At 67.4% G+C, this 26,453-nt stretch carries 23 protein-coding genes; 12 read left to right on the top strand and 11 right to left on the bottom strand.

The genetic code is table 11. The annotated features are described in order from the left end of the window. Window positions 1-97: 97 nt before the first annotated feature. The gene (locus QZ670_RS02950) at window positions 98-805 is read right to left on the bottom strand and encodes a Crp/Fnr family transcriptional regulator (RefSeq protein WP_294251940.1); all 708 of its coding nucleotides are present in this window, start codon (window positions 803-805) and stop codon (window positions 98-100) included. Window positions 806-955: 150 nt separating this feature from the next. On the opposite strand from QZ670_RS02950, the gene murA reads away from it, so the two are divergent. Then, complete coding sequence (murA, locus tag QZ670_RS02945; protein WP_294251937.1) at window positions 956-2,239, top strand: UDP-N-acetylglucosamine 1-carboxyvinyltransferase; 1,284 nt, start codon at window positions 956-958, stop codon at window positions 2,237-2,239. Window positions 2,240-2,412: 173 nt separating this feature from the next. Here murA and QZ670_RS02940 read toward each other — a convergent pair whose 3' ends face one another. The 3 genes from QZ670_RS02940 to QZ670_RS02930 all read right to left on the bottom strand — a co-directional run bounded on the left by QZ670_RS02940 (window position 2,413) and on the right by QZ670_RS02930 (window position 7,665). After that, window positions 2,413-4,740 (bottom strand): GH92 family glycosyl hydrolase, encoded by a 2,328-nt coding sequence (locus QZ670_RS02940; RefSeq protein WP_294251935.1) that lies wholly within the window; start codon window positions 4,738-4,740, stop codon window positions 2,413-2,415. Between the two features lie 46 nt (window positions 4,741-4,786). Next, window positions 4,787-6,061, bottom strand: a complete 1,275-nt coding sequence (locus QZ670_RS02935; RefSeq protein ID WP_294251932.1) for a GGDEF domain-containing protein — start codon at window positions 6,059-6,061, stop codon at window positions 4,787-4,789. A 98-nt stretch (window positions 6,062-6,159) separates the two neighbouring features. After that, window positions 6,160-7,665: an acetyl-CoA hydrolase/transferase family protein gene (locus tag QZ670_RS02930; RefSeq protein ID WP_294251929.1), complete on the bottom strand. Its 1,506-nt coding sequence runs from the start codon at window positions 7,663-7,665 to the stop codon at window positions 6,160-6,162. Between the two features lie 252 nt (window positions 7,666-7,917). On the opposite strand from QZ670_RS02930, the gene QZ670_RS02925 reads away from it, so the two are divergent. Together QZ670_RS02925 and QZ670_RS02920 are read left to right on the top strand one after the other, a co-directional pair. Continuing rightward, window positions 7,918-8,814: an iron-containing redox enzyme family protein gene (locus QZ670_RS02925; RefSeq protein ID WP_294251926.1), complete on the top strand. Its 897-nt coding sequence runs from the start codon at window positions 7,918-7,920 to the stop codon at window positions 8,812-8,814. Between the two features lie 31 nt (window positions 8,815-8,845). After that, a complete protein-coding gene (locus tag QZ670_RS02920; RefSeq protein ID WP_294251923.1) occupies window positions 8,846-9,832 on the top strand; it encodes an SGNH/GDSL hydrolase family protein in 987 nt (328 codons plus the stop codon). Between the two features lie 12 nt (window positions 9,833-9,844). Here QZ670_RS02920 and QZ670_RS02915 read toward each other — a convergent pair whose 3' ends face one another. After that, window positions 9,845-10,069, bottom strand: coding sequence for a hypothetical protein (locus QZ670_RS02915; RefSeq protein ID WP_294251920.1), 225 nt, complete (start codon window positions 10,067-10,069; stop codon window positions 9,845-9,847). Window positions 10,070-10,079: 10 nt separating this feature from the next. Beyond that, a complete protein-coding gene (locus QZ670_RS02910) occupies window positions 10,080-11,081 on the bottom strand; it encodes a glycerophosphodiester phosphodiesterase (RefSeq protein ID WP_294251915.1) in 1,002 nt (333 codons plus the stop codon). A 123-nt stretch (window positions 11,082-11,204) separates the two neighbouring features. Here QZ670_RS02910 and QZ670_RS02905 point away from each other — a divergent pair, with 123 nt between their 5' ends. Further along, the gene (locus tag QZ670_RS02905) at window positions 11,205-12,116 is read left to right on the top strand and encodes an XdhC family protein (protein WP_294251912.1); all 912 of its coding nucleotides are present in this window, start codon (window positions 11,205-11,207) and stop codon (window positions 12,114-12,116) included. Continuing rightward, window positions 12,103-12,717 carry a nucleotidyltransferase family protein gene (locus QZ670_RS02900; protein WP_294251909.1) on the top strand — a complete coding sequence of 205 codons (615 nt, stop codon included), beginning with the start codon at window positions 12,103-12,105 and terminating at the stop codon, window positions 12,715-12,717. Before QZ670_RS02905 ends, QZ670_RS02900 begins: the two co-directional genes overlap by 14 nt. Here the strand turns inward: QZ670_RS02900 and QZ670_RS02895 are convergent. From QZ670_RS02895 to QZ670_RS02880, 4 genes are read right to left on the bottom strand one after another with little or no spacing between them, the layout of a single operon-like run. After that, entirely contained in the window at window positions 12,686-13,885 is a 1,200-nt protein-coding gene (locus tag QZ670_RS02895; RefSeq protein ID WP_294251906.1) for an ABC transporter permease, read from the bottom strand. The two genes, QZ670_RS02900 and QZ670_RS02895, sit on opposite strands and share 32 nt — an antisense overlap. Before the next feature lie 4 nt (window positions 13,886-13,889). Then, a complete protein-coding gene (locus QZ670_RS02890; RefSeq protein WP_294251903.1) occupies window positions 13,890-14,594 on the bottom strand; it encodes an ABC transporter ATP-binding protein in 705 nt (234 codons plus the stop codon). A 1-nt stretch (window position 14,595) separates the two neighbouring features. Continuing rightward, window positions 14,596-15,921, bottom strand: coding sequence for an efflux RND transporter periplasmic adaptor subunit (locus tag QZ670_RS02885; RefSeq protein WP_294251902.1), 1,326 nt, complete (start codon window positions 15,919-15,921; stop codon window positions 14,596-14,598). Beyond that, window positions 15,911-17,392, bottom strand: coding sequence for an efflux transporter outer membrane subunit (locus QZ670_RS02880; RefSeq protein ID WP_294251899.1), 1,482 nt, complete (start codon window positions 17,390-17,392; stop codon window positions 15,911-15,913). Before QZ670_RS02880 ends, QZ670_RS02885 begins: the two co-directional genes overlap by 11 nt. A 135-nt stretch (window positions 17,393-17,527) precedes the next feature. Here QZ670_RS02880 and acs point away from each other — a divergent pair, with 135 nt between their 5' ends. From acs to QZ670_RS02865, 3 genes are all read left to right on the top strand, one after another. Further along, window positions 17,528-19,465, top strand: coding sequence for an acetate--CoA ligase (gene acs, locus QZ670_RS02875; RefSeq protein ID WP_294251896.1), 1,938 nt, complete (start codon window positions 17,528-17,530; stop codon window positions 19,463-19,465). Window positions 19,466-19,603: 138 nt separating this feature from the next. Further along, window positions 19,604-21,634, top strand: coding sequence for a M13 family metallopeptidase (locus tag QZ670_RS02870; protein ID WP_294251893.1), 2,031 nt, complete (start codon window positions 19,604-19,606; stop codon window positions 21,632-21,634). 110 nt (window positions 21,635-21,744) lie between these two features. Next, window positions 21,745-21,957 (top strand): hypothetical protein, encoded by a 213-nt coding sequence (locus QZ670_RS02865; RefSeq protein ID WP_294251890.1) that lies wholly within the window; start codon window positions 21,745-21,747, stop codon window positions 21,955-21,957. Between the two features lie 99 nt (window positions 21,958-22,056). Here QZ670_RS02865 and QZ670_RS02860 read toward each other — a convergent pair whose 3' ends face one another. Beyond that, complete coding sequence (locus QZ670_RS02860; RefSeq protein WP_294251887.1) at window positions 22,057-23,850, bottom strand: peptide MFS transporter; 1,794 nt, start codon at window positions 23,848-23,850, stop codon at window positions 22,057-22,059. Between the two features lie 128 nt (window positions 23,851-23,978). On the opposite strand from QZ670_RS02860, the gene QZ670_RS02855 reads away from it, so the two are divergent. The 4 genes from QZ670_RS02855 to QZ670_RS02840 are packed head-to-tail and all read left to right on the top strand — an operon-like array spanning window position 23,979 to window position 26,451. Further along, entirely contained in the window at window positions 23,979-24,560 is a 582-nt protein-coding gene (locus QZ670_RS02855; protein WP_294251883.1) for a nitroreductase, read from the top strand. 37 nt (window positions 24,561-24,597) lie between these two features. Then, window positions 24,598-24,960 (top strand): GntR family transcriptional regulator, encoded by a 363-nt coding sequence (locus QZ670_RS02850; protein WP_294251880.1) that lies wholly within the window; start codon window positions 24,598-24,600, stop codon window positions 24,958-24,960. After that, window positions 24,938-25,804, top strand: a complete 867-nt coding sequence (lepB, locus tag QZ670_RS02845; protein ID WP_294251876.1) for a signal peptidase I — start codon at window positions 24,938-24,940, stop codon at window positions 25,802-25,804. The genes QZ670_RS02850 and lepB overlap by 23 nt, the downstream gene beginning before the upstream one ends. After that, window positions 25,804-26,451 (top strand): hypothetical protein, encoded by a 648-nt coding sequence (locus QZ670_RS02840; protein ID WP_294251873.1) that lies wholly within the window; start codon window positions 25,804-25,806, stop codon window positions 26,449-26,451. Before lepB ends, QZ670_RS02840 begins: the two co-directional genes overlap by 1 nt. Window positions 26,452-26,453 lie beyond the last annotated feature (2 nt).

Here is a 26,453-nt window from a genome sequence, read left to right as displayed (position 1 = left end):
TTGGCGCTGAAGGTCCGGTTCCTGCCCACGGCATCCCGGCAAAAATGGATTTCCGCCTTCGCGGGAATGACGATCGAGAGTGGACGCCTTCCGCGCCTTATCGCGCCGGCGGCAGCCAGCGCAGGTCGAGGCCTTCGTAGCGATTGACGTAGTTCGCCGCCCCCGCGAGCGCACCGGGATCGAGCAGCGTCACCCGGCCGCCCTCGCGCGCGATCATGCCTTCGTCCTCCAGTTGCCGCAGCATCCGGTTGACGTGCACTGCGGTGAGCCCGGTGGCATCCCCGATTTCTTCCTGCGTCAGGCCCAGCGGGAATGCGCGGTCGATCGACTTGTCGGTTGCGCGCAGCCGGTTGCGCAGGTCGAGCATCAGTGCGGCGACCCGCGCCTTGGCGCTGGTCCGCCCCAGTGCGGCCAACCGATCGGTGAGCGCGACCCGCTCGATCTGGCTGTAGACGAGGATCATCGCCGCCAGCCGGGGGTGTTCCTGCATGATTCCGGACAGCGTCGCGCGGTCGAACGGGCAGACCACCGTGTCCGAAAGGGCACACAGCGTCTCCGGCGCTTCGTGATAAATCGCCGAGGAGATGCCGAGCATGTCGCCCGGGAACAGGAATCGGAGAATCTGCCGGCTGCCGTCGTCGAGCAGCACATAGCTCATCATCAGCCCCTTGCGGAGTATGAACAATTCCCCGCAAGGCTCGTTCTCACGTTGTAAAATCGCCCCGCGCCGGACATGGCGCTGGCGCAGCTCGAGCGCATCCAGCGCCTCGTGCTCCTTTGGCGTGAGGTTGATGAACTCGCTCAAAACATCGGCAAAACAACTGGATGACACGCTCTGCACTTTCCCCCGGTTCGCCCTGCAAAGCAGCGCAACGAAATCAGCGCATTAAAATCGATCAAGCCCGTCCAGCAGCCCGCCGCTTGCGCGCGCGCGCAGAGCGGCTAGAAGCTCGCCATGGACCGTATCCTCATCCGTGGCGGCAACCGACTTGCCGGCAAGATCGCGATTTCCGGGGCGAAGAACGCCGCCCTTACCCTGATGCCGTGTGCGCTGCTCACCGACGAGCCGCTCACGCTGCGCAACCTGCCACGGCTTGCAGATGTCGACAGCTTCGGACATCTACTGAATGAGCTCGGCGCCTCCACCTCGGTAGAGGGCACGCGCCCGAACGAATTCGGCCGGGTGCTGTCCGTACGCGCCAGCCGGTTGACCTCGACGGTCGCGCCCTATGACATTGTGCGCAAGATGCGCGCCTCGATCCTGGTGCTGGGCCCGCTGCTCGCGCGCGAAGGCGAGGCAACGGTGTCGCTGCCCGGCGGCTGCGCGATCGGCAACCGCCCGATCGACCTGCACCTCAAGGCGCTGGAGGCGATGGGCGCCGAGATCGAGATCAGCGCTGGCTATGTGAAGGCGACCGCGCCCGGCGGCCGCATCGCGGGCGGACGCTTCCGCTTCCCGGTGGTCTCGGTCGGCGCGACCGAGAACGCGCTGATGGCGGCCGCGACCGCGCGCGGCACCACCGTGCTCGAGAATGCGGCGCGCGAGCCCGAGATCGTCGACCTGTGCAACCTGCTCGTCGCGATGGGCGCGGTGATCCGCGGCATCGGCACCGAGACGCTGGAGATCGACGGCCGTGACCGGCTGCACGGCGCCACCTATGCAGTGATGCCCGATCGCATCGAGGCGGGCAGCTATGCCTGCGCGGCGGCGATCACCGGCGGCGATGTCGAGCTGGTCGGCGCCTCGGCCGAGGACATGCGCGCGACGTTGGATGCGCTGGTCGAGGCCGGCATCACGGTGGAGGAAACCCCGAACGGCGTGCGCATCGCCGCCGAGAACGGCATCCATCCGCTGACGCTCAACACCGCGCCCTTCCCGGGCTTCGCCACCGACATGCAGGCGCAGTTCATGGCGATGCTGTGCAAGGCGGATGGGGCGAGCACGCTCACCGAGACGATCTTCGAAAATCGCTACATGCACGTGCCCGAGCTGGCCCGCATGGGGGCGGACATTGAGGTGCATGGCCGCACCGCGATTGTGCGCGGGGTGAAAAAGCTGACCGGCGCGCCGGTGATGGCGACCGACCTGCGCGCCTCGATGAGCCTGATCCTCGCCGGCCTGGCGGCGGAAGGCGAGACGCAGGTCAACCGGGTCTACCATCTCGACCGCGGCTATGAGCGGCTGGAAGAGAAGCTGCAGGCCGTCGGCGCGGATATCGAGCGCGTCGGCGACGGCTGAACCGTTCCGTACGAGCGGAAAGTGCAGGACTGTACCCTATAGGTTGTCATCCAGGCGAAAGCCGGGATCCATTGGCGCTGCGTCTAGGCTCTTGCCGCGACCGAGGGGCGAATGGATCCCGGCTTTCGCCGGGATGACAGCTGCTGGGAAGAGCTCGCTTTACAACCGCAGCATCAGCGTGGGGCAGGGGCCGACATCGAAAACGGCCGCGCCGCCACCGGCACCACTGCCCGGTTCGGCGTCGCCTGCATGACGAAGCGCAGCTCGCCGCCGCGCATCAGCTCTTCGTGCGTCACATATTGTCGGTCGAGCTTGCGGCCGTTCAGCGTCGCGCTGCCGACATAGCGATTCGCCTCCGACAGCCCCGGCGCGCTCACGGTGAAGCGCTTGCCGTTCGGCAGCGTCAGCGTCGCCTGCTCCAGGAACGGCCGCCCCAGCACATATTGGTTGGAGCCCGGCGCGACCGGGTAGAACCCTAGCATCGTGAACACCAGCCACGCCGACATCTGGCCGAGATCGTCATTGCCGGCGAGCCCATCCGGCGTCGGCTTGTACTGGCTCTCGACGATCTGCTTCAGCCGTTCCTGCGTCCGCCAGGGCTGGCCGGCATAGCTGTACAGATAGGCGACATGGTGGCTCGGCTCGTTGCCATGGATGTACTGGCCGATCAGCCCGGCGATATCCTCGGCATGGCTGTAGTCGATCTTCGAATTGTCGAAGTCGAACATCGCGTCGAGCTTGCGCACCACCGCCGCATCGCCGCCCATCAGGCGGAACAGCCCGGCCTGGTCCTGGGGCACGAACCACGAATATTGCCAGGCATTGCCCTCGGTATAGTCCGAGCCATAGTTGATCGCGGTGGGATCGAAGGGTTCGCGGTACGCCCCGTCGCTCTTGCGGGCGCGCAGGAAGCCGGTCTTCACGTCGAAGCTGTTGCGCCAGTTGCCCGCGCGCTTCTCGAACGTGGCGGCGAGATCCTCGCGGCCCATGGCGCGCGCCATGCGGGCGATGGTCCAGTCGTCATAGGCATATTCGACGGTCTTGGAGGCGGCTTCGGGCTCCTTGTCGATCGGCACGAAGCCCAGCTTCTGGTACCAGTCGAGGCCGCCATAGGGGCCGTAGGTGGCGCTCGCGACCATCGCGTCGAGCGCGGCCTTGCCGTCGAATCCGCGGAGGCCCTTGAGGTAGGCGTCGGCGATGACCGGGACGGCATGGTAGCCGATCATCGTCCAGGTCTCGCGGCCCTGGAACTGCCAGACCGGGAGGATGCCGAAGGGGCTCTCCTGCTGGCTGGCGATCAGCGAGCGGATGATGTCGCGGTTGCGCGCCTCGGGCTGGACGAGCAGCAGCAGCGGATGCTCGACGCGGAAGGTATCCCAGAGCGAGAAGGTCGAGTGGAAGGTGAAGCCCTTGGCCTGGTGGACCTGGTCGTCGGGCCCGCGATAGCGGCCGTCGGCGTCGGAGAAGACGCTGGGCGCCATCAGCGTGTGGTAGAAGGCGGAGTAGAAGTTGCGCAGCGCGGTGTCGCTGCCCCGCGCCTCGATCGCGCCGAGCGCCTGTTTCCACGCGGCCGTGGTGCGGGCGTGGACGGCGTCGAAGTCGCCGGCTTCGGTAGCGAGGTTGGCGATCGCGGCATCCTCGTCGACGCTCGACAGCGCGACGCGGAGTTCCAGTGGCCGATCGAGCACCCCGAAATCGAGCCGCGCGACGATCGAGCGCCCCTGCAGCTGGGCGACGCCATCGTCGCCACGCCCGGGCCCCTGGAAGCCGCGATAGGGCACCTTGCCTTCGGTATCGACGAACGCATGGGTCTTCAGCGGTGTCGACGGGCGGATCGCGAAGAACAGCTTCCGCGCGGGCGCCCAGCCGCGCGTCTCGCGGGCGCCGGTGATCGTCCCGTCCGGGCGCACGCGCACCGACGACCAGAGGATCTTGCCCGGATAATTGTACAGCGAACTGCGCAGATCGAGCACGAGATGCGCTGCCTTGCCAGCCGGGAAGGCGTAGCGCTCGACCGCGACGCGCGTGCCTGCGGTCATCTCGGCGCGGATGCCCTGGTCCTGCAGCATTACCGCATAATAGCCCGGCCGCGCCACTTCCTCGGCATGGGTGAAGCGCGAGCGATAGCCCGAGCCCGGCTTCTTCGGGTCGCCCGGCTCCAGCGGCACGGTGTCGCCCGCCACCGGTGCGATCAGGAAGTCGCCCAGGTCCGAATGACCAGCGCCCGAGAAGTGGGTCAGCGAGAAGCCCTGGATGGTCGGATCGCCGTGCCGATAGCCCGCGGCATGGCCGTAGCATTCGCGGATCGCGCAGCTGGTATCGGTATCGGGGCTCAGCTGCACCATGCCGAAGGGTGCGACCGCGCCGGGGAAGGTGTGACCCTCGCCGCCGGTGCCGACCAGCGGATCGGCATGCTCATAGCCGGTCTGGGCGGCGAGCGGCGCTGCCAGAAGCGACGTGGCGGCGAGTGCGAGCGCGGCGCGCTGAAATGTCCCCTGCATTCCTAAGGCTTAACCGAGCGAAGCTGAGGACGGAAGCCCGCCCGGTTCACTCCGCGGCGAGGGGCAGCATCGGCGGTTCGCGACTGGGGGCAGCTACCACGCGATTTCGCCCGCCCTCCTTCGCCTGGTAGAGTGCGGCATCGGCCATGCCGAGCAGATCGGCGACCGAGCGGGTGCTCTCGGGAATTGCGGCGACCCCGAACGAGGCCGAGATCTTCGCATCATGGGTGGCGGACAGCGCCTCGATCCGCTCGCGGAGGATCTCGGCCTTCGCGACCGCTTCGCTCAACCCGCATTCGGGCAGGATCACCAGCAGCTCCTCGCCGCCATAGCGGCAGGCGACGTCCGAGGTGCGCAGCGCCCCCATGATCTGCGCCGCGGTCTCGCGCAGCACCGAATCGCCCAGCGCATGGCCGAATTCGTCGTTGAGCTTCTTGAAGTGATCGAGATCGATCATGATCGCGGAGAGGTGCGCGCCGGTGCGCTCCGCCAGGCTGGCGTGGCGGGCGAGCGCATCCTCCATGTAGCGGCGGTTGTAGAGCCCGGTAAGTGGATCGCGCAGCGCCTGGGTGCGCAGCTTCTCTCGCAGCGCGATGTTGGAGACGGCGAGCGACATCGCATCGGCGATCGCGGTGGCGAGCGGCTGGATCCGCGCCAGCTGCGCGGCAGCGTCGGGCAGGGTGGTCGCGACCTTGAGCATGCCCTGGATCTCGCCATGCGCGGTCATCGGCAGTTCGAGCACGGTGGCGCAACCGAGATGGTGTTCGCAGCGCAGCGCCCCGCGCGTCTCGGCGTTGAGGTGCGGCTTGCCGCGCTTGAGCGCCCAGCACTGCGACGGCGTGAGCATCTGCCGCAGGGTATCCGCCTCCGGCCAATGCCAGCTGGCGGACAGCTCCAGCCGGTCGCGTGAATTGTTGAACACGTAGAGCGCACCGCCGAAGCCGGCGAGCAGCGAGTCGATCGTCGCCCCCAGCACCGCATTGGCATCGGCATAGCCGTTGGCGCTCTGCAGCATCTCGGTCATGCGGAACAGGTGGTTGATCTGCTTGCGCTCGGCATGGGCACGTTCGGCATCCTGGCGGCGATCGCGGAGGACGCGCAGCGTCTCCGGGCCGCCGACCAGCAGCAGGAACAGCGCAAGTGCGGCGCTGCCGAACTCGAGGACCGCGTCGACAAGCTGGATGTCACGGTCATGCGAGAGCGGATGCAACAGGTGGGCGACGACCATCACCATCACCGCGGCAGACGCCGCGATCACCCGCCGCTGCATCGAGCGTTCGAGCGGATCATATGTCCTGGCGTCGGGCGGGTTGGCGTCCACGGATCCTGTTCCCGGCCGCGGCATGCGCGCCGCGGCTCAGAAACATTATAGGGGTGGTCGCTCCGCCGCTCCTCTCGTGGAAGCGTCGCTAGGTAGTATTACAGCATCGATCCCGTATCGATGAAACGCTGGTGCCAGGCGAGGGCTTCGCCCGGCAGCATCGGCGTCTGCTTGCCATAGCTTCCCGCCAGCGCGCGCTCATAATAATCGCGCAGCATCGGCTTGTAGGTTGGATGCGCGCAGCGCTCGATCACCTGCTCGGCGCGCTTGCGGGGCGCTAGCCCGCGCAGATCGGCCAGGCCCTGCTCGGTCACCACGATCTGCACGTCCTGCGCGATGTGATCGACATGGCTGACGTGCGGCACGATCGACGAGATCGCCCCGCCCTTGGCGGTGGAGGGCGACATGAAGATCGAGATATAGGCGTTGCGCGCGAAATCGCCCGATCCGCCGATGCCGTTCTGGATGCGCGAGCCCATGACGTGGGTGGAATTGACGTTGCCGTACAGGTCCGCCTCGATCATCCCGTTCATCGCCAGGCAGCCGAGGCGACGGACCACTTCGGGGTGGTTGCTGATCTCCTGCGAACGCAGCAGGATCCGGTCGCGGAACCGGTCGAGATCCTGGTTGAGCCGCTCGGCCGCGCCGGGACTCAGCGAGAAGGCGGTGCAGCTCGCCATGCGCAGCTTGCCCGCCGCCAGCAGGTCGAGCATCCCGTCCTGCAGCACCTCGGTATAGGCGGTGAGGTTCTCGAACGGCGCGGTCAGGAGACCTGCGAGCACCGCATTGGCGATGTTGCCCACGCCCGATTGCAGCGGCAGCAGCGACGGCGGCAGGCGGCCCTTGCCGACTTCGTGGCGGAAGAACTCGATCAGGTGCTGGGCAATGGCGAGCGCGCTGGCGTCCGGCGCGGCGAAGGGCAGGTTGCGGTCGGGTGCGTTGGTCTCGACCACCGCGATCACCTTGTGCGGATCGCATCGCAGGGTGGGCTGGCCGATGCGCTGGTCGGGCGCGGTGAGCGGGATCGGTACGCGGTTGGGCGGCAGCGCGGTGCCGTAATAGATGTCGTGCATCCCCTCCAGTGCCGGGTTCTGCCAGCTGTTGACCTCCAGGATCACGCGCTTGGCGACGTCGAGCCAAGTCTTGTTGTTGCCCACCGAGGTGGAGGGGATCAGCGACCCGTCCTCGCGGATGCCGGCGACTTCGATCACCGCCACGTCGAGCTGGCCCAGAAACCCCTCCCAGGCGAGCGGCGCGACCTGGCTGAGGTGCAGGTCGACATAGTCCATCTCGCCGGCGTTGATCTTCTCGCGGGCGATGGGATCGGAATTATAGGGTAGCCGGGCGGCGATGCCGTCGACGCGGGCGAGCGCGCCGTCGAGCTCCGGGCCGGTCGAGGCGCCGGTCCATACCTTGAGCCGCATCGGCTTGCCGGCGGCGTGCTCCGCCTCGATCTGCGCGGCGAGCGCGATCGGCACCGCCTTGGGATAGCCGGAGCCGGTGAACCCGCTCATCCCGACGGTCATCCCGTCGGCGATGAACGAGGCGGCGTGTTCGGCGGTGGTGACCTTGGCGGCCAGTCCCGGGTGCGCAATTCGGCTCATGAATCCTCTCAAGGGCTGCATCATTGGCGGCGATGCAGACGTACCGAGCAGCGTGCAATTGTTGCAATTACCTACTTGGGTTGGGTGGATGCACCCGGCGCATGCGTCGGCCGTGGCAACGCGTTCCTTTTGTGCGCCTTCCGCACTCCTCATGACAGTTCGACGACTGCCAAGTGGTTGATCTGGTTGAATCGACCGGAACTCCCCCAAGCGCCGAGGGGTTTAGGCGGCCAAGCAGGAGAGAGTTTTCCCATGGCAACGCTAGCGCGCGATTTCGCGCCACGCATTCGTTCGCAGTTCTTGACCGACAGTTTCCAGCGGGGCCTTGCCCACTGGAACCGCGAGCGGCTCGAACCAGGGTTTCCGTCCGACGACTGGCAGCGCCTGTTCGAGCGCGATGTGCGCATGGAGCGGCTGCAGGGTGCGTTCCTCGAGGAGCTGCGTGCCGAGGTAGCCGACGAGGCCGCGGCGGCACCGACCGACGTCGACGGCTTCATCGATTGGTTCGAGGGGCTGAAGGCGACCGGGCCCGGGCAGGGCGATCCGCTTTTCCCATGGCTCGCCGAGCATGCCGACCGGGACCAGCTTCGATGGTTTTTCGAGCAGGAAGCCGCCGGCGAGGCGGGGTTCGACGACCTCGTGGCGATGACCCAGGTCAAGCTGCCGACCCGGCCCAAGCTCGAACTCGCCCGCAATTACTGGGACGAGATGGGCCATGGCACCGAGAAGGGCATGCACGGCCCGATGCTCGACGCGCTGGTCGAGACGCTGGCGGTGACGCCGGTGATCGAGAACACTGTGTGGGAGAGCCTGTGCCTCGCCAATGCGATGACCGCGATGGCGAGCAGCCGGCGCTATGCCTGGCATTCGGTGGGCGCGCTGGGCGTGATCGAGCTGACCGCGCCGGGGCGCTCGGCGGCCACCGCCGAGGGGCTGAAGCGCGTCGGGCTCAGCCCCAAGGAAGCGCGCTACTTCACCCTGCACGCGGTGCTCGACATCAAGCACAGCGAGGACTGGAACCGCGAGGCGATCCGTCCGGCCGTGGAAGAGGATCCGCGCCGCGCGACCGCAATGGCCGAAGGGGCGCTGATCCGGCTGCGCTGCGGCGCGCGCTGTTTCGAGGCCTATCGCGAGCGTCTCTGGGGCTGACGCGACCGATGCAGCTTGCTAGGCGGGGCGCATGCTTCGCCTAGCCCTTGCCGCCGCGCTGATGCTCGCGCCCGCCGAAACCCCCGTGCCGCTGCATGCCGGCGGACGGGTGACCGAAGATGGCCGTTTCGGCTGGCCGGGCGTTTACTTCGAAGGGCGGTTCAAGGGTACCGCGGTGACGGTCTCGGTCGAGGCCGGCACCGATCATCTCGCCATCCTGATCGACGGCGTCGAGCGTGCCGTGCTGAAAAAGCCGGGCCGTGTCGAGCGCCGCTTCGACGGCTTGGCGGATGGCGACCACGTCATCCGCGTCGAGAAGCTGACCGAGACTCAGAGCGGCTATAGTCGCATGGTCGGCATCACGACGAACGGCATGGCGCTGTCCCCGATTGCCCGCGCGCGTCGAGTGGAGTTCATCGGCGACTCGCACAGCGTTGGCTATGGCGACACCTCGGACAGCCGCACCTGCACGCCCGAGGCGGTGCACGACACGACCAACACGTCTCTCGCCTTCGGCCCGCTGGTCGCGAAGAAATGGGGCGCCGATTATCGCGTGATCGCCTTCTCCGGGCGCGGGGTGGTGCGCAACTATGCCGGGGGCAATCCCGGCGAGACGCTGCCGGTGCTCTATCCCCGCGCGATCCCCGGCGCGCCGACACCTGCCGCCGCCGACGACTGGAAGCCGCAGCTGATCGTCATCAACCTCGGCACCAATGATTTCTCGACTCCGGTGCATGCGGGCGAAGCATGGAAGGACGAGGCGGCGCTGCGGGCCGACTATCGGGCGAAGTACGTCGCTTTCGTACGCCACCTGCAGCAGGCGAACCCCGGCGCGCGGTTCCTGCTGATGGGCGCGGCCAATTTCATCGGCGACGTGCGTGCGGTGGCTGCGGAGACCAAGGTCAAGGCGGTGGAAGTGCCAACGCTGGCGCTTACCGCCTGCAACTTCCACCCGTCACGGGCGGATCAGCAGCGCATGGCGGCGCTGGTCGAGGCCGCGGTCGGCACGCTGGACTGAGGCCAACGACGCTTAGCGCTGCTGATTCTGGCAGCGCTCGGGATGCTTGCGGCATTCCTTCTCGCGCTTGCGCATCTCACGCCCGCGGTTGCGATCGGCTTCTTCCTGGCTCGTGGTCGTCCAGTCGACGGCCTTGGCGCCGGCCCGTACCGGCAGCGTCACCACGTTTGCGGCGGTCTTCACCACGCATCCCCCCGCGAGCAGCGGCAGCATAAGCAAAACGGGGAGGATGCGCATCGGGTAAGCCTTACTTGTCGCGGGTTTTCAGGAAGCTATCCCGAGCGGGCACGCCGATGGAAGGAAAATCGGTAAAGAAGCCGTCGATCCCGGCCTTGAGGAAGGCGGTGATCTCCGCTTCGAGCTGCCCATGCCCGGCGGGATCGGTGCCGACCCGATAGGCGGGCATCAGGAAGAAATTCTCGGCGCGGAACGTCCAGGGATGCAGCTTCAGGCCCGCGGCATGGGCATCGGCGACCAGTGTCGAGGGGGTGCCGTCGGTGGCGAGGATCTGGGTCAACTCGGGGCCGATACCGGCGGCGTAGTGCGCGATGGCCTTGAGCCCCTCCGGCGTCGCCATTTCCTTGTAGCTGGCATAGGCGTGGTCGGCTGGACCCTGGCTGCCGGCCATCAACTGGATCAGCGGCACCTTGGTCATGGTGTGGAGCTGCTTGAGGTTGTTCACCTCGAACGACTGGATGAACACCGGCGCATCGGCGCGGTCCCAGCCGGCGGCCTTGAGCTTGGCGACCAGCCTAGCCTCCAGCGGCAGGCCGATCGAGGCGAAATAGCTCGGGTGCTTGGTCTCGGGATAGATGCCGATCGTGCGGTGCAGCCGCGCCGATTCCTTCTTGGCGAGCGCGATGATCTCGTCGAGCGTCGGGATGGTGGCCTGTCCATCATAGGCCACGTTGCCAGGGCGCATCTTGGGGAGGCGTTCCTTGGCGCGTAGCGTCTTGAGCTCGGCCAGGGTAAAATCCTCGGTGAACCAGCCGGTGAGAGTCTGGCCATCGATTGTCTTGGTGGTCTTGCGATCGGCGAACTCGGGATGCGCCGCTACGTCGGTCGTGTCGGTGATGGCGTTCTCGTGCCGGGCGACCAGTTCGCCGTCCTTGGTGGGGACGAGATCGGGTTCGATGAAATCGGCGCCGAGGTCGATCGCGCGCTGGTAGGAGAGCAAGGTGTGCTCGGGCCGCTCGCCGCTGGCGCCGCGATGGGCGATCACGACGATGCGGGGCATGGGCTTCTGCATGGGATGACCTTGTCCGAAAGCGAGGGCGGGCGCCACCAGCGCCATGGCCAATAACATCAGTCTCGTCACGAAACTCTCCTTCGTCTAGGCGGTTAGGCAGCGGATGTGACGGGAGCGAGACAAGTGGCCGACAACGACAGCGTGCTGGCAGCGGCCGAGGCCTGGCGCGGGGCGAGGATGGCGCTGGCTACGGTGGTGACCACCTGGGGCTCGGCCCCGCGCCCGCGCGGCAGCCATTTGCTGGTCCATGAGGACGGGCGATTCGAAGGCTCCGTTTCCGGCGGCTGCGTCGAAACCGATATCCTGCAGACCGCTACCGATGTTATCGCCGGCGCGCCCGCGGTGGTGAAGGACTATGGTGTCGCCGATGCCGCGGCCTGGGAAGTCGGGCTGCCCTGCGGTGGGCAGATCGCCGTGTTGGTCCAGCCGGTTTCGGCACAAGGCTTCCCGCCCGAACTGTTCGATGCGATCCGCGCGGCGCGCGCCGAAGGTCGTGCGATCGAGATCGGCACCGACCTTGCCACCGGGCGGAGCGCAATTCGAGCGGAGGGGTTCGTCAACCGCTACGATCCGCCGCGGCGGCTGCTGATCGTGGGCGCGGTGCAGATCGCGCAGGCGCTGGCGGGGCTGGCGCGCGAGCTGGGCATCGCGACGACGGTGATCGATCCGCGCGGACGCTTCCTCACCGAGGAGCGCTTCCCCGGCGTGACGCTCGACGATCGCTGGCCCGACGAGGCGGTGACCGCGCTCAAGCCCGATCCGGCGACGGCGGTGGTGACGCTGAGCCACGATCCCAAGATCGACGATGCCGCGCTGGTCGCGGCGCTGGCCCACCCCACCGGCTATGTCGCGGCGCTCGGTTCGCGGCGCAGCCACGCGGCACGGCTGGAACGACTTGGCGCGGCGGGCGTCTCAGCCCAGGATCTCGCGCGGATCGAGGGGCCGGCGGGGCTTTCGATCGGCGCGATCGGTCCGTCCGAGATCGCCCTTTCCATCGCCGCCGCCATGGTGAAGACCTTTCATGCTGACTCCTGAAAAGACCGCGCTCGTCCTGCTCGCCGCGGGCAAGTCCGAACGGTTCACCGACGGTGACAAGCTGACCGAGGAATATCTCGGCCATCCCCTCGCGTTTCATGTCGTGACGGCGCTGGAAAATATCCCCTTCCTCGCCAGGATTGCAGTGGTGTCGGATACCACGCTCGATTTTGCCGAACGCGGGTTCCAGGTGGTGGAGAACCCCGATCCGTCGCAGGGCCAGGCGCGGTCGGTGCGCTACGGCGTGCAGGCGGCCGAGCAGGCGGGGGCGCAAGCGGTGCTGATCGCGCTGGCGGACATGCCGCGTGTCACCGTGACGCATTGCTACCGGCTGTTCGAGGCTTCGGACAATGGCGCGACCCTGGTCGCCTCCAGCGACGGCGTCCAGCCGATGCCCCCGGCGCTGATCGGCCGCGACCATTTCGCCGAGCTGTGCAGCCTGGAGGGCGATGCCGGGGCGCGGACGCTGATCCTGCGCGGCCACCATGTCATCACCCGGCCCGAGGAACTGGTCGACATCGACACCCGCGAGGACCTGGAGGCGCTCCGCGGGCGCGAGGCGGCGGCGGCTATTCGTGCCGCAAGGCGTCGATCGGATTGAGTGCGGCGGCGCGCCGCGCCGGGAAGAAGCCGAACACGATGCCGATCAGCGCCGAGATCGCGAAGCTGATCAGGTTGATCGACAGGTCGAAGGTGAAGGGCAGGTCGGCCAGCTTGGCCAGGCCCCAGGAGGCGAAGAAGGCGAGCCCGACGCCGATCAGCCCGCCCAGGCACGACAGGGCCACCGCCTCGACCAGGAACTGCAGCAGCACTTCCTTGCCCAGCGCGCCGATGGCGAGACGGATGCCGATCTCGCGGGTCCGCTCGGTCACCGACACCAGCATGATGTTCATGATACCGATGCCGCCGACGAGCAGGCTCACCGCGGCGATCGCGGCGACGAACAGCGTCATCTGCTGCATCTGGTTGCTCACCGTCGAGGCGAATTCGGCGCTGTCGAAGATGTCGAAATTGTCGGGCTGATCGGGGGTGAGGTGGCGGCGCTCGCGCAGCAGACCGACGATCGACTGCTTGACGCCTGCGGTGTCATAGCCCGGCGCCACCGCAATCTGGATCGCGAGCACGTTCTGGTTGCCGACCAAACGGCGCTGCACCGTCTTGAGCGGCAGCACCACGGTGGAGTTGGGATCGGTGAAGCCGGCATTGTCGCGCTTCTTGAGCACGCCCACCACTTCGCAGCTCACCGTGCCGAGGCGGAAGCGTTCGCCGACCGGATCGTCATTGGCGAACAGATTGGCGCGGATGGTATCGCCGATCACGCACACCGACTTGCCGGCGCTCTGCTCTGCCTCGGTGAAGCGCCGGCCGGCGGCGAATTCCAGATTCTGCGCAGCGAAATAGTCGTTGCTGGTGCCGGTGACCGACGCGTTCCAGTTCTGCGCGTTGCGCACCGCCAGCGCCGAGGCGGAAGCCTGCGGTGCGACCGCGCTGACGCCGCTCACCTGCTGGCGGATTGCCTGGATGTCGCCATTCTCGAACTGGGGCGGGGCGTTGCCGCCGCCGCGTCGACCGCCGCTGGGGAAGACGGTGAGCGTGTTGTTGCCGAGCGAGCTGATCGACGCCTGCACCGAGGCGGAAACGCCGTTGCCCAGCGTCACCATCGTGATCACCGCCGCGACGCCGATGATGATGCCGAGCGTTGTCAGGAACGAGCGCAGGATGTGGCGGCGGATTTCGCGCAGCGAGAGGAGCAGGGTGGTGAACAGCATTGCCTCAGACCCCCATGCCGGCGGGGGTCTCGGTCCGCTCGACCAGCCCGTCCTTGAAGTGCACGATCGTGCGCGCGAAGCTTGCCATCTCGGGCTCGTGGGTGACCATCAGCACGGTGATGCCGAGCTCCGCGTTGAGGCGCTGAAGCAGCTTCATGATCTCCACCGAACGCTCGCTGTCCAGATTGCCGGTCGGTTCGTCGGCGAGCAGCACATCGGGCTGCGTCACGATCGCGCGGGCGATGGCGACGCGCTGCTGCTGGCCGCCGGAAAGCTCCGAGGGCGTATGGTCCGCCCAGCGATCGAGCCCGACCTGCTCCAGCGCCGCCATCGCCGCCTCGCGCCGCGCCTTGCGGTGCTCGCCGCGGTAGAGCAGCGGCAGCTCGACATTCTCCAGCGCGGTGGTGCGCGCGAGCAGGTTGAAGCCCTGGAACACGAAGCCGAGATAGCGGCGGCGCAGATAGGCGCGCTGGTCGCGATCGAGCTTTTCGACGGGCACGCCGCGGAAGAGGTAGCTGCCGCCCGTCGGCACATCGAGACAGCCGAGGATGTTCATCGTCGTCGACTTGCCCGAGCCCGAGGCTCCCATCACCGCCAGGAACGCACCCGCCTCGATCGTGAGATCGACGCCCTTCAGCGCCTGGAACGCGGTCGGCCCCTCGCCGAACGTCTTGGTGATGCCCTGGAGCTGGATAAGCGGCTCGGCCATCTTAGTTCTGATCGTCCTTGGCTGGCTTGGCCAGGCCGTTCGCCTGGACCCCGACGATCACCTTCATGCCGGGCCTGAGCTGGGTGCTGGTCACCGCGGTGCGGCTGCCGTCGCTGGGACCGGTGACGACCTCCACCTTCTGCGGCTTGCCATCGCTGCCGACGACATAGACCGTCTGCTTGCTGCCGCGGCCGATCGCCTTTTGCTGCTCCTCGCGGCGCGGGCCGAACTGGATCCCGCCGCCGCCGCTCTTCGCGCCGGCATCCTGCGGGGTGTAGCGCAACGCGCCGTTGGGAATGAGCAGCGCGTTGTCCAGCTTCTCGACGCCGATCGTCGCGGTTGCGGTCATGCCGGGGCGCAGCGTCAGGTCCGGATTGGCGACCGAGAGGATCGCGGCATAGGAGACGACCTGGTTGGCGGTGGTCGTGCTGGTCGTGGCGCTCGTCGTTGCGGTCGAGGCGGTAAGGTTCGAGCCGAGGTCGACGCGGGTGATCTGCGCCGGGAAGGTGCGGCCGGGGAAGGCGTCCACCGTAAAGCTGGCCGGCAGGCCGACCTTGACCGAGCCGACATCGGCCTCGTCGATCGCCACCTCCAGCTTCATATGGGTCAGGTCCTGAGCGATGACGAACATGTTGGGCGTGCTGAATTGCGCGGCGACGGTCTGGCCGGCATCGACCTGGCGGGCGAGCACCACGCCGTTCACCGGCGAGCGGATGATCGAGCGAGTGCGCTGGGTCTGGTTCGACGACAGCGAAGCCTGGGCGGAGATCACATTGGCTTGGGCCGAGCGGAGATTGGCGCGCGCGCGGGCGACGGCGGCGCGCGCGGTATCGAGCTCGGTCTTGGCAGGCACCTTGCCGCCCGAGAGGCGGCTGACTTCCTCCATGCGGCGAAGCTGCGCGGTCGCTTCGTCCAGCGTCGCCTGAGTCTGTGCCACCGCGGCCTCGTTTGCGGAGAGCGTCGCGCGGCTCTGGGTGATCGCGTCGTCGAGCCGGGCGGGGTCGATGATCGCGATCGTCTGCCCTTCGGTCACCCGATCATTGACGTCGACCAGCACCTTGAGGACGAGGCCCGAGATTTCCGAGCCCACCGTCACCTGACGGATCGGCGCGAGCCGGCCGGTCGCGGAGACGGTCACCGACAGCGCGCCCTTCTCGGCCGGCACGGTGATGTAGTTGGGCGGCGGCTTGGGCGCGAAGCAGCGCGAGACCAGCAGCCCCAGCACCACCACGACCAGCGCGATGAGGAGCCAGCGCAGGTTGCGCCGCCACCAGGGGCGCCGCTTGGTGCCCAGAAAGGTGTCGAGGTCCTGCGGTTCACTGGGCATTGGTGGCGCTGCCTGTTTTTGGAGGGAGGGGCGGGATCGGCGCGGCTTCGTCCCAGCCGCCGCCGAGCGCGACATAGAGCTGGATCAGCGCGGTTGCCTGTTCGGATTCGGCTTGGGACAGGCCGTTCTTGGCCGAAAGCAGCGCGCTTTCGGACTGGTTGAGCGTCGTGAAGTCGGTGAGGCCCGAGCGATACTGGAAGCGCGCGAGCAGCGCCTGGTTGGTCGCGGCCTCCAGCGCGGTGCGGAACGCTGCCTCGCGCTCGCGGGCGGCCTGGAGGGCGACGATCGCGTTCTCGATCTCCTCCATCGCCTGCAGCACGCTGGCCTTGTAGCTGTAGAAGGCGCCGTCCGCCCCGGCGCGCGCTGACCTTAGCTGGCTGCGTAGCCGGCCCGAATCGAAGATGGTCTGCGCAACGTTGGCGAAGGCGCGGCCGGTGATGAGGTCGAGCAGCGACCGCACCGAGCCGCTGCCCGAGCTGATGGTGCCGCCGAGCGCCAGGCTGGGATAGAGCTGGGCGCGCGATACGCCGATCTGCGCAGTGGCGGCGGCGAGGTTGCGCTCGGCCGCGCGGACGTCGGGCCGCTGGCGCAGCGCATCGGCGGGGAAGCCCGCGGCGACAATGGCCGGGCCGCGCGGGATCGGCTTGGGCGCCGTCATCGCCTCGCGCAGTGCGCCGGGCGTCTGGCCGGTCAGCACCCCCAGCCGGGCGACGTTGGCGGCATAGCTGCTTTCGAGCTGCGGGATCGAAGCGGCGGTCTGCGCGCGCTGTGCCCGCGCCTGCTCGGCATCGAGCGAGGAGACGAGGCCCGCCTGCACCCGCCACTGTGCGATCTGGAGATTCTCGTCCTGGATGGCGAGGCTTTCGCGGGCATTGGTGAGCTGCGCCTGGGAGAGCCGCGCCTGCACATAGTTGCGGGCGGTTTCGGATTCGACCGAGAGCAGCACCGCCGCACGATTGAACCCGGCTGCCTCAACGTTCGCGCGCGCGCTGCGGACGCCGCTGCGCACGCCGCCGAACAGATCGACCTGGTAGCTTGCGTCGAGCCCGAGCGAGAAGTTGCTGCTGCCGCCCTGCGAGAAGGACGCGATCGTGCCGTCGGGCAGCTGCGTCGTGGTGGTGCCGCCGCGCAGCGGCTCATTGCGCGAATAGCCGGCCGAGCCGCTCACTGTGGGAAGCAGCGCCGAGCGCGACTGGACCAGCGATTCGCGCGCCTGGCGCAACCGGATCACGGCCTGGGCGATGTCCAGATTGGCGGTCTGCGCCTGGCCGATCAGCTGGCCGAGCATCGGGTCGTCGAACTTGTCCCACCAGCGCACCAGATCCTCGCGCGCCTGCTGCTCCGCGCTGACCGAGAAGCGATCTGGCATATCGATCGGGGCGGCGGTCTGTTGCGGGCGGGCGGAACCGGAGGAGCAGGCTGCAAGCGGCAGCGCCGCACAGAGCAACAGAGCAAACGCAGGTCGTGCCATAGCGTCTTATATGGCTGATACGGTTTCGCGGTTCCACCGAAATTTGTTTGCTGGATGTAACGATGTTGCAACCACCGGTGCCTTGCCTATCCACCCCTTGCGCTCCTAGATGCCCGCCGACCAGGAGGGGTCTCGATGAGCGAAAATCTGTATCCGGTGCCGGAAGCCTGGGCGAAGCACGCCCGCGTCGATGCCGCAGCGTATGAACGTCTCCACGCCCAGTCGCTGTCCGATCCGGACGGGTTCTGGCTCGAACAGGCCAAGCGGCTCGACTGGATGGTCTCCCCGCAGACCGCCGGCGACTGGTCGTTCGACGAGGCGGATTTCCGCATCCGCTGGTTCGCCGACGGCAAGCTCAACGTCGCCGCCAACTGCCTCGACCGTCACCTCGCGACGCGCGGCGAGCAGACAGCGATCCTGTGGGAGCCCGACGATCCCAAGGAAGAGCCCCGCCGTATCAGCTACCGCGAGCTCCACGAACAGGTCTGCCGCTTCGCCAATGTGCTGAAGGCGGAAGGCGTGCGGAAGGGCGACCGCGTCACCGTCTACATGCCGATGATCCCCGAGGCGGCGGTGGCGCTGCTCGCCTGCGCGCGGATCGGCGCGGTGCATTCGGTGGTATTCGGCGGCTTCTCGCCCGAGGCGCTGGCCGGCCGCATCGTCGATTGCGACAGCCGCATCGTCATCACCGCCGATGAAGGCCGGCGCGGCGGCAAGCGTGTGCCGCTCAAGGCCAATGTCGACGCCGCGCAGAAGCATGCGCCGGTGCTCGAAAAGGTCATCGTCGTGCAGGCGACGGGCGGCGAGGTGGCGATGCAGCCCGGCCGCGACCTCTGGTACCACGAGGCGGCCGCCAAGGTTTCCGCCGACTGTCCGGCCGAGCCGATGGACGCCGAGGATCCGCTGTTCATCCTCTACACCTCTGGCTCGACCGGTAAGCCCAAGGGCGTGCTCCATTCGAGCGGCGGCTATCTGCTCTGGGCAGCCTATACCCATGAGGTCGTGTTCGATTACCGGCCGGGGCAGGTCTATTGGTGCGCGGCCGATATCGGCTGGGTCACCGGGCACAGCTATATCGTCTACGGCCCGCTGGCGAACGGCGGCATCACGCTGATGTTCGAGGGCGTGCCGACCTGGCCCGATGCCGGCCGCATGTGGCAGATCGTGGATCGCCACCAGGTCGAGATCCTCTACACCGCGCCCACGGCGCTCCGCGCGCTGATGAAGGAAGGCGATAGCTACGTCACCGCGACCAGCCGGAAGTCGCTAAAGCTGCTCGGCTCGGTCGGCGAGCCGATCAACCCGGAGGCGTGGCGCTGGTATCATGACGTGGTGGGCGAGGGGCGCTGCCCGATCGTCGACACTTGGTGGCAGACCGAGACCGGCGGCCACATGATCACCCCGCTGCCGGGCGCCACCGCGCTCAAGCCGGGGTCGGCTTCGATGCCCTTCTTCGGGATCGAGCCGCGGCTGGTCGACGGCGACGGCGCGCTGCTGGAGGGTGCGACCGAGGGCAATCTCGTCATCGCGCGCAGCTGGCCCGGGCAGATGCGCACCGTCTGGGGCGATCACGAGCGTTTCTTCCAGACCTATTTCACCACCTATCGCGGCAAGTATTTCACCGGTGACGGCTGCCGCCGCGATGCCGATGGCTATTACTGGATCACCGGTCGGGTGGACGACGTGATCAACGTCTCGGGCCACCGCATGGGCACTGCCGAGGTGGAGAGCGCGCTGGTGCTCCATGACAAGGTGGCCGAAGCCGCGGTCGTGGGCATGCCGCACGACATCAAGGGGCAGGGCATCTACGCCTATGTGACGCTCAACGCCGGCGTGGAATCGAACGAGGCGCTGCGCAAGGAACTGCGCGACTGGGTCCGCGGCGAGATCGGCCCGATCGCCACGCCCGACGCGATTCAGTTCGCCCCTGGCCTGCCCAAGACGCGAAGCGGCAAGATCATGCGCCGTATCCTGCGCAAGATCGCCGAGGGCGACGTGACCAGCCTTGGCGATACCTCGACGCTGGCCGATCCCGCGGTGGTCGACGACTTGGTCGCCAACCGGGTCGGGTGATGAATACCCCTCCTCCCGCGGATACGGGAGGAGGGGTGGCCGTTCAGACAGTATCGCTTGTAACAAAATACCGTTGCGGCGCCCCGCACCCCCCGTTACACTTCGCTAACACACACCGTGGTGGGGAAGCCTAACATCATGAAAATGCGTCGTTCCTTGTTGCTGACCAGCGCCGTTGCGCTGCTCGTCGCCGCGCCTGCGCTCGCGCAGGGCGGCAAGCCCAAATATGGCAGCTTCGGCGTTGATCTGGCCGCGCAGCAGCCCGGGGTGAAGCCCGGCGACGATTTCTGGACTTTCGCGAACGGCGGCTGGGCATCGCGCACCGAAATCGCCGCCGACCGTACCTCGGCCGGCCCGTTCGTCGATCTGGCGCTCGCCGCCGAGAACAACGTCCGCGCGCTGCTCGACGACATGGCCAAGAACCCCGCCGCCTACGGCGCGAGCGGCAAGCAGGTCGGCGACTTCTACGCCAGCTGGATGGACGAGGCGGGCATCGAGGCGCGCGGCACCGCGCCGCTCAAGCCTTATCTCGGCCGCATCGCGGCGGTGCAGGACAAGGGCGCGCTGCAGGTGCTGTTCGCCAGCACCGGCTATGCCACGCCGGTCGAGGTGGAGATCAGCCCCAGCCTCGCCGATCCGACCAAGTACACGGCGGCGGTGGGCCAGGGCGGCCTGGGCATGCCGCGCGACTATTTTCTGAACCAGGGCGCCAAGTTCGATGCGGCACGCACCGCCTATCGCGCCTATGTGCAGAAGATCCAGGAGCTGGCCGGCATCCCCGACGCGAGCGCCAAGGCCGATGCGATCGTCGCGCTCGAAACCGCGATGGCCAAGGTCCAGTGGTCGCCCGAGCAGAGCCGCGACATCGCCAAGCTCAACGATCCGCAGACCATCGCCGGCCTCACCGCCAAGGCGCCTGAGTTCGACTGGGCGCTGATGCTGAAGACCGCTGGGCTGGAGAGCTCGCCGCAGATCCTGATGACCCAGAACACCGCGCTGATCGCGCTGGGCAAGATCTTCGCCGCGACGCCCTTGCAGACGTGGAAGGACTATCTCGCCTATCGCTTCGTCAGCGATCACGCGACCTATCTGCCGAAAGCGTTCGACCAGGCGCGGTTCGACTTCTATTCGAAGACGCTCTCCGGCGTGCAGGTGCAGCGCGAGCGCTGGAAGCGCGGCGTGCAGATCGTCAACGGTGCGCTCGGCGAGGCGGTGGGCAAGGCCTATGTCGCCAAATATTATCCGCCCGAGTCCGAGAAGCAGATGGCCGAGCTGATCGAGAATCTGCGCGATTCCTATCGCGAGCGGATCGAGGCTTCGACCTGGATGGACGAGGCGACCCGCAAGGCTGCGCTCGCCAAGCTCGCCGCCTTCGAGCCGCGCATCGGCCACCCGGAGAAATATATCGACTATTCGGCGCTGACGGTGGAGCGGGGTGACCTGCTCGGCAATGTGATGCGCTCGGGCGAGTTCGAGCACCAGCTGGAACTTTCGCGTTTCCCCAAGCCGGTCGATCGCAGCCTGTGGGCGATGACGCCGCAGACGGTGAACGCCTATTACAACCCGCTGTCGAACCAGATCACCTTCCCGGCGGCGATCCTCCAGCCGCCCTTCTTCGATCCCTATGCCGATCCGGCGGTCAATTACGGCGCGATCGGCGCGGTGATCGGCCATGAGATGGGCCACGGCTTCGACGACCAGGGCAGCATGTTCGGCCCCACCGGCAAGTTCGAGAACTGGTGGACGCCCAAGGCCAAGGAAGATTTCGCCGCGCGCACCAAGGCGCTGGCGGGCCAGTACGACACCTATGAGCCGGTGCCGGGCACCAAGATCAACGGGCGGCTGACGCTGGGCGAGAATATCGGCGATCTCGGCGGCGTCGAGGCGGCGTACGGCGCATACCAGAAGTACCAGGCCAAGCACGGCAAGGCGAAGCCGGTCGGCGGGCTGACCGGGGACCAGCGCTTCTTCCTCGCTTATGCCCAGGCGTGGCGGGTGAAGGTGCGCGAGGATGCGCAGCGCCAGCAGCTGCTCACCGACCCGCATTCGCCGGCGACCGCCCGCGTCAACGGCATCGTCCGCAATGTCGATGCCTGGTACAAGGCATTCGACGTCAAGCCGGGCGACAAGCTGTACCTCGCGCCGGAGCAGCGCGTGCACATCTGGTAAGCGCCACTCGTATTTATACGGAAAAGGCCCGGCAGCGATGCCGGGCCTTTTTGCATTCTGGGAGGGAAAACGTTCGCACTTGCAGCGACTGCAACTGCGGCGGAGCGGCTTTGCAGTTGCGGACTCAGGCCAAGGCAACCAGATGCGGCGCCCGCGCTGCATTGCAGCAAAGCTGTTTCGAGGTTCTCATGTTTTCGCTGATCGCGCTTTATTTCGCCCATCGCCGTATGGCCGCTACCGGCCAGATGAGCACTGCGAACGTCCGCGCGCTCGCGGCTGCCAATGAGCAGGAAGCGCTGGCAGTTCTGCCGCTCGCGGCCTGATTTCGAGACTCGTTCGCCCACTCCCCCTCGGGCGAACGACAGGGGCGCCGCTGTCCCCCCATTTCTGCGGCGCCCCGTCCCTCTTGCGGGGAACGGCGCTTACTTGACGCCGTGCATCCAGCGCTTGAGCGGCCAGCTGAGCAGCAGCAACAGAAGCCCAAGCCCGATCGCCCATTCCGAGATCAGCGTGAACACGCTGAGATAGGTCTCCAGGCTGACCTTCAGATTGGTCACCTGGCCGCCCACCGTCTCGACGCTGGCGAACTGCGCGATCACGCCCGCCACGTACTGCGCGACCGAGATCGACAGGAACCACACGCCCATCATCATGCCGACGATCCGCGCGATCGACAGCTTGGTGATCATGCTGAGGCCCACCGGCGAGATGCACAGCTCGGCGAAGCTGTGGATGAAGTAGAGCCCGGCGATCCACCAGACCGACACCTTGAAGCTGGTATCGGCCCATTGCGCGCCCCACACCAGGAACAGGAAGCCGCCGCCCACGGCAATCAGCGCGATGCCGAACTTCACCGGAATGCTCGGCTCGAGGCCGCGCTTGGCGAGGCCCGCCCACAGCATCGACATCAGCGGCGCGAGCAGCACGATGAACAGCGCGTTGAAGCTCTGCGTCTGGCCCGCCGTCATGGTGAACCAGCCGAAGATCGACAGATCGGTGTTGCGATCGGCGAACAGGGTGAGCGAGGAGCCGGCCTGCTCGAACAGCGTCCAGAAGACGACATTGAACACGATCAGCACCATCGCGGCCATCATCATCTGGAATTCGCGGCGATCGCCGGCGAAGAAGGACCAGATGAGGATCGCCGGCACGCCGATCAGGAAGGTGCCGAACAGCAGCTTGCCCATCAGCGACAGCGACGCGACATAGCCGAGGAGGCCCGAACCGGCCGGCGCTGGCTCGGCCGCCATCAGATTGATGTAGAGCAGGTAAAAGAGCGGGATGACGCACAGCGCGCCGATATAGATCAGGATCTGCTGGCGGCCGGTCGCGGCCTTGGCCGGCGGCTCGCCGATGCCGTTGAGCTTGCCGCCGTCCAGCTGGATCAGCGCCCAGGAGCAGAGCATGCCGATCGCCGCGAGGCCGAAGCCGGCCCACCAGCCGACCGCAACGGCCAGCCACGGGCACAGTGCCTGCGACAGCATCGAGCCGAGATTGATGCCCATGTAGAAGATGGTGAAGCCGGCGTCGCGGCGACTGTCTCCGGCCGGGTAAAGCTCGCCCACCATGGTGGAGATGTTCGGCTTGAAGAAGCCGTTGCCGACCGAGACCATCGACAGCGCGATCAGCATCACCATCACGTAGAAGGGGCTGCGATCGGCCTCGGATTCGAACCCGCCCTTGGCGATGGTGCGGACCGTCTGTCCGTTCTCGCTCAGCGTGATCGAGCCGTCGTCATTGCCCTTGATCAGCTGCTTGTGGCCGGAATCGAGCACATAACGCTGCTCGCCGGCTGCGGTCTTCTCGATCGCCACTTCGTAGCGCTGGCCGTCGATCTTGGCATAGGGCGTCGCGGTCTGGCCGCCGAAGCACAGCACGAAATAGCCGATCGACATCAGGATCGCGCCGAACTTCACCGCGCGCTTGGAGCCGAGGAACTGGTCCGCCAGATAGCCGCCGACCAGCGGGGTCAGATAGACCAGCGCGGTATAGCCGCCGTACAGGCCGGTGGCCTCGCGATCCCCGAACAGAAAATGCTGGGTGAGGTACAGCGTCAGCAGCGCCCGCATGCCGTAGAAGCCGAAGCGCTCCCACATCTCGGTGGAGAAGAGGCGCGCCAGCTGGCGGGGATGGCCAAACCAGGTCTTTTCGTCGGCGGGGTTTACGCGGGAGATATCCGGTTCTGCCGGGGAATCGGCAGTGGGTGTGTCGACCATGCAGGTTTGCGTCCTAAGTTGGGATCCGGGCGCATGGGCCCGGTGCATGGCGCGCAGACTAGAGCCTGCATCGCCGCTGTAAAGTCGCGCGGCTTGGCGGGGGCGGGACAGCACCCTAGATGCGCCCCATGACCTTCAACGATCGCACCACGCCGCTCCGCCTCCTCAAGACCCGTCGATCGGGCAAGCCGCGCGACCTGGTGGCGCCGGGGCCCAGCCCCGAGCAGCTCGACCAGATGGTGGCGATTGCCGCGCGCACGCCCGATCACGGCAAGCTCGCGCCCTGGCGCTTCGTGATCGTGCCGGACGAAGCGCGTCCGGCGCTGGCGCTGAAGCTGGTCGAGATCCTGCGCGCCGAAAAGCCCGATGCCACCGCGCGCGACGAAGAGGCGGCCGCGCAGTTCGCCACCCAGGCGCCGGCGCTGGTGGTGGTGCTCTCGGCCCCCGTCCAGCCGCACAAGGTGCCGCTGTGGGAGCAGGAGCTGTCGGCAGGGGCCGCCTGCATGAACCTGCTCCACGCCGCCCACGCCATGGGCTTTGCCGGCGGTTGGCTGACCGGCTGGCCGGCCTATTCGGATGCGGTGCGCGACCTGTTCGGCAGCGAGGGGCAGCGCATCGCGGGCTTCGTCTTTATCGGCACGCCCGGCCGTCCGCTGGAGGAGCGTCCGCGCGGTGAGCTGAGCCAGCTGGTCCATCGGTGGAATCCCTGAGTATGGACTCGAAGGCCATCTGCTGTATTATGGCAGCATGACAGCCTTGGAGCACGAAGACAGCCCGGTCTACCTCAAGCTGCGCGCGATCATCGCCGCGGCGATCCTGCGCGGTCAGTACCGCGCCGGGGACCAGCTTCCCTCGGTCCGCGCGCTCGCCGCCGAGCATGGCGCGAACCCGCTGACCGTGGCCAAGGCCTATCAGAGCTTCCAGGACGACGGCTATGTCGAGGTCCGTCGCGGGGTCGGCATGTTCGTGGTGTCCGGCGCGGTCGAGCGGCTGCGGACGGCGGAGCGCGAACGCTTCCTCACCGGCTTCTGGCCGCGGGTGAAGGACCATATCGCCCTGCTCGGCCTCGATGCACGCGAACTGCTCGATGGCAGCCACGAGATCGCCTGACGCCATGGCCGAGACCAAGCCGAGCTGGAAGCGCACGCTGGCCGGGTGGGCGGCGACGCTGGGCATCTTCTTCCTGTTCCAGAGCGCGGTGGCGCGGCCCTATTACATCCCCTCGGGATCGATGATGCCAGCGCTGCGCACCGGCGACCGGCTGGTCGCCACCAAATTCCCCTATGGCTTCTCGCAGGCCTCGCTGATGCTCCACGGCAAGGACATTGCGGCGACGCGCCTGTTCGGCGGTACCCCGGCGCGCGGCGACATCGTCATCGTCGTCCGGCGCGGCGACGGCGAGGATCTGATCAAGCGGGTGATCGGCGTGCCGGGCGACACGGTGGCGGTGCGCCACGGCGTGGTGATCCTCAACGGCAAGCCCGTGCCGCGCGTGGCGGAGGGGCGCGCCAGGATCCCGGTCGACGCCGCGGTGCCGTGCGACGAGGGCCCGCTCGCCGCGTTCCGCACGCAGGAGGCGGACGGGAAGCTCTATTGCGAGCCCCCGCTCTATCGCGAGACGTTGCCGAACGGCGCCAGCTACGACGTGATCGACCTGGGCGATACCGTGCTGCCCAACGGCTTTCTCAGCCCCGGGGACAATTACGGGCCGATTACCGTGCCCGCGGGCCATGTCCTCCTGATGGGCGACAATCGCGACCAGTCCGCCGACAGCCGCTTCGGATCGGACGAACTGGGACTCGGCGGCCCGGTGCCGCTGGAGACGATCGCCGGCCGTGCCGAGCTGGTGACGCACAGCTTCGACGGCGAGGGATCGTGGTTCAACCCGCTCGCCTATGTGACCGCGGTCCGCTGGGATCGCAGCTTCACCAGCCTGCGGCCCAAGCACGACTGATGCAGCTCGACGGGGACTATGGTCGGGATGGCTATGCCCTCGTGCGCGGGCTTGTGCCGCCGGCGGTATGCAACGCGCTGCTCCGGCAGATTGAAGGGGACGTCGTCTCGAAGGTGCCCGCTGGCCAGTTGATGCGCCAGCCGAACCTGCTCAAGCGCGAAGCGGTGGAGCTGTACGGCTTCCACTATCCGCCGCTGCTGGGCTTTCTGTGGGGGCTGACTCCCACCGTTTCGACGCTGCTTGGGCTCGATCTACTGCCGAGCTACAGCTATTTCCGCATCTATCGCGAGGGCGATGTCTGCCGCGTGCACTGCGATCGCTATGCCTGCGAGGTGAGCCTGTCGCTGACGCTCGACTATAGCGATGGGGTTCCCTGGCCGCTGGAGATGGCCGGGGCCGCGGTGCCGCCCAGTGCACTGGTGGAGGATGATTTCGGCACGCTGCCCTTCGCCTCCGTGGAGATGCAGCCGGGAGACGGCGTGCTCTATCAGGGCGTCGAGCGCCGCCATGGCCGCATCACCCCCAATCCCAATGGCTGGTCGGCGCATCTCTTCTGCCACTGGGTGCGCCGCGAAGGCCCGCATCTCGCCTATGCTTTCGACGGGCGTGCCGAGGCGGCGCAGCCGGTCAATTTCCGGCTGGGTTGAGA

This window comes from uncultured Sphingomonas sp., from assembly GCF_913774285.1.
GTDB lineage: Bacteria > Pseudomonadota > Alphaproteobacteria > Sphingomonadales > Sphingomonadaceae > Sphingomonas.
The sequence above is the reverse complement of the archived record's forward strand: the minus strand, read 5'-3'. Positions and strand labels throughout refer to the sequence as shown.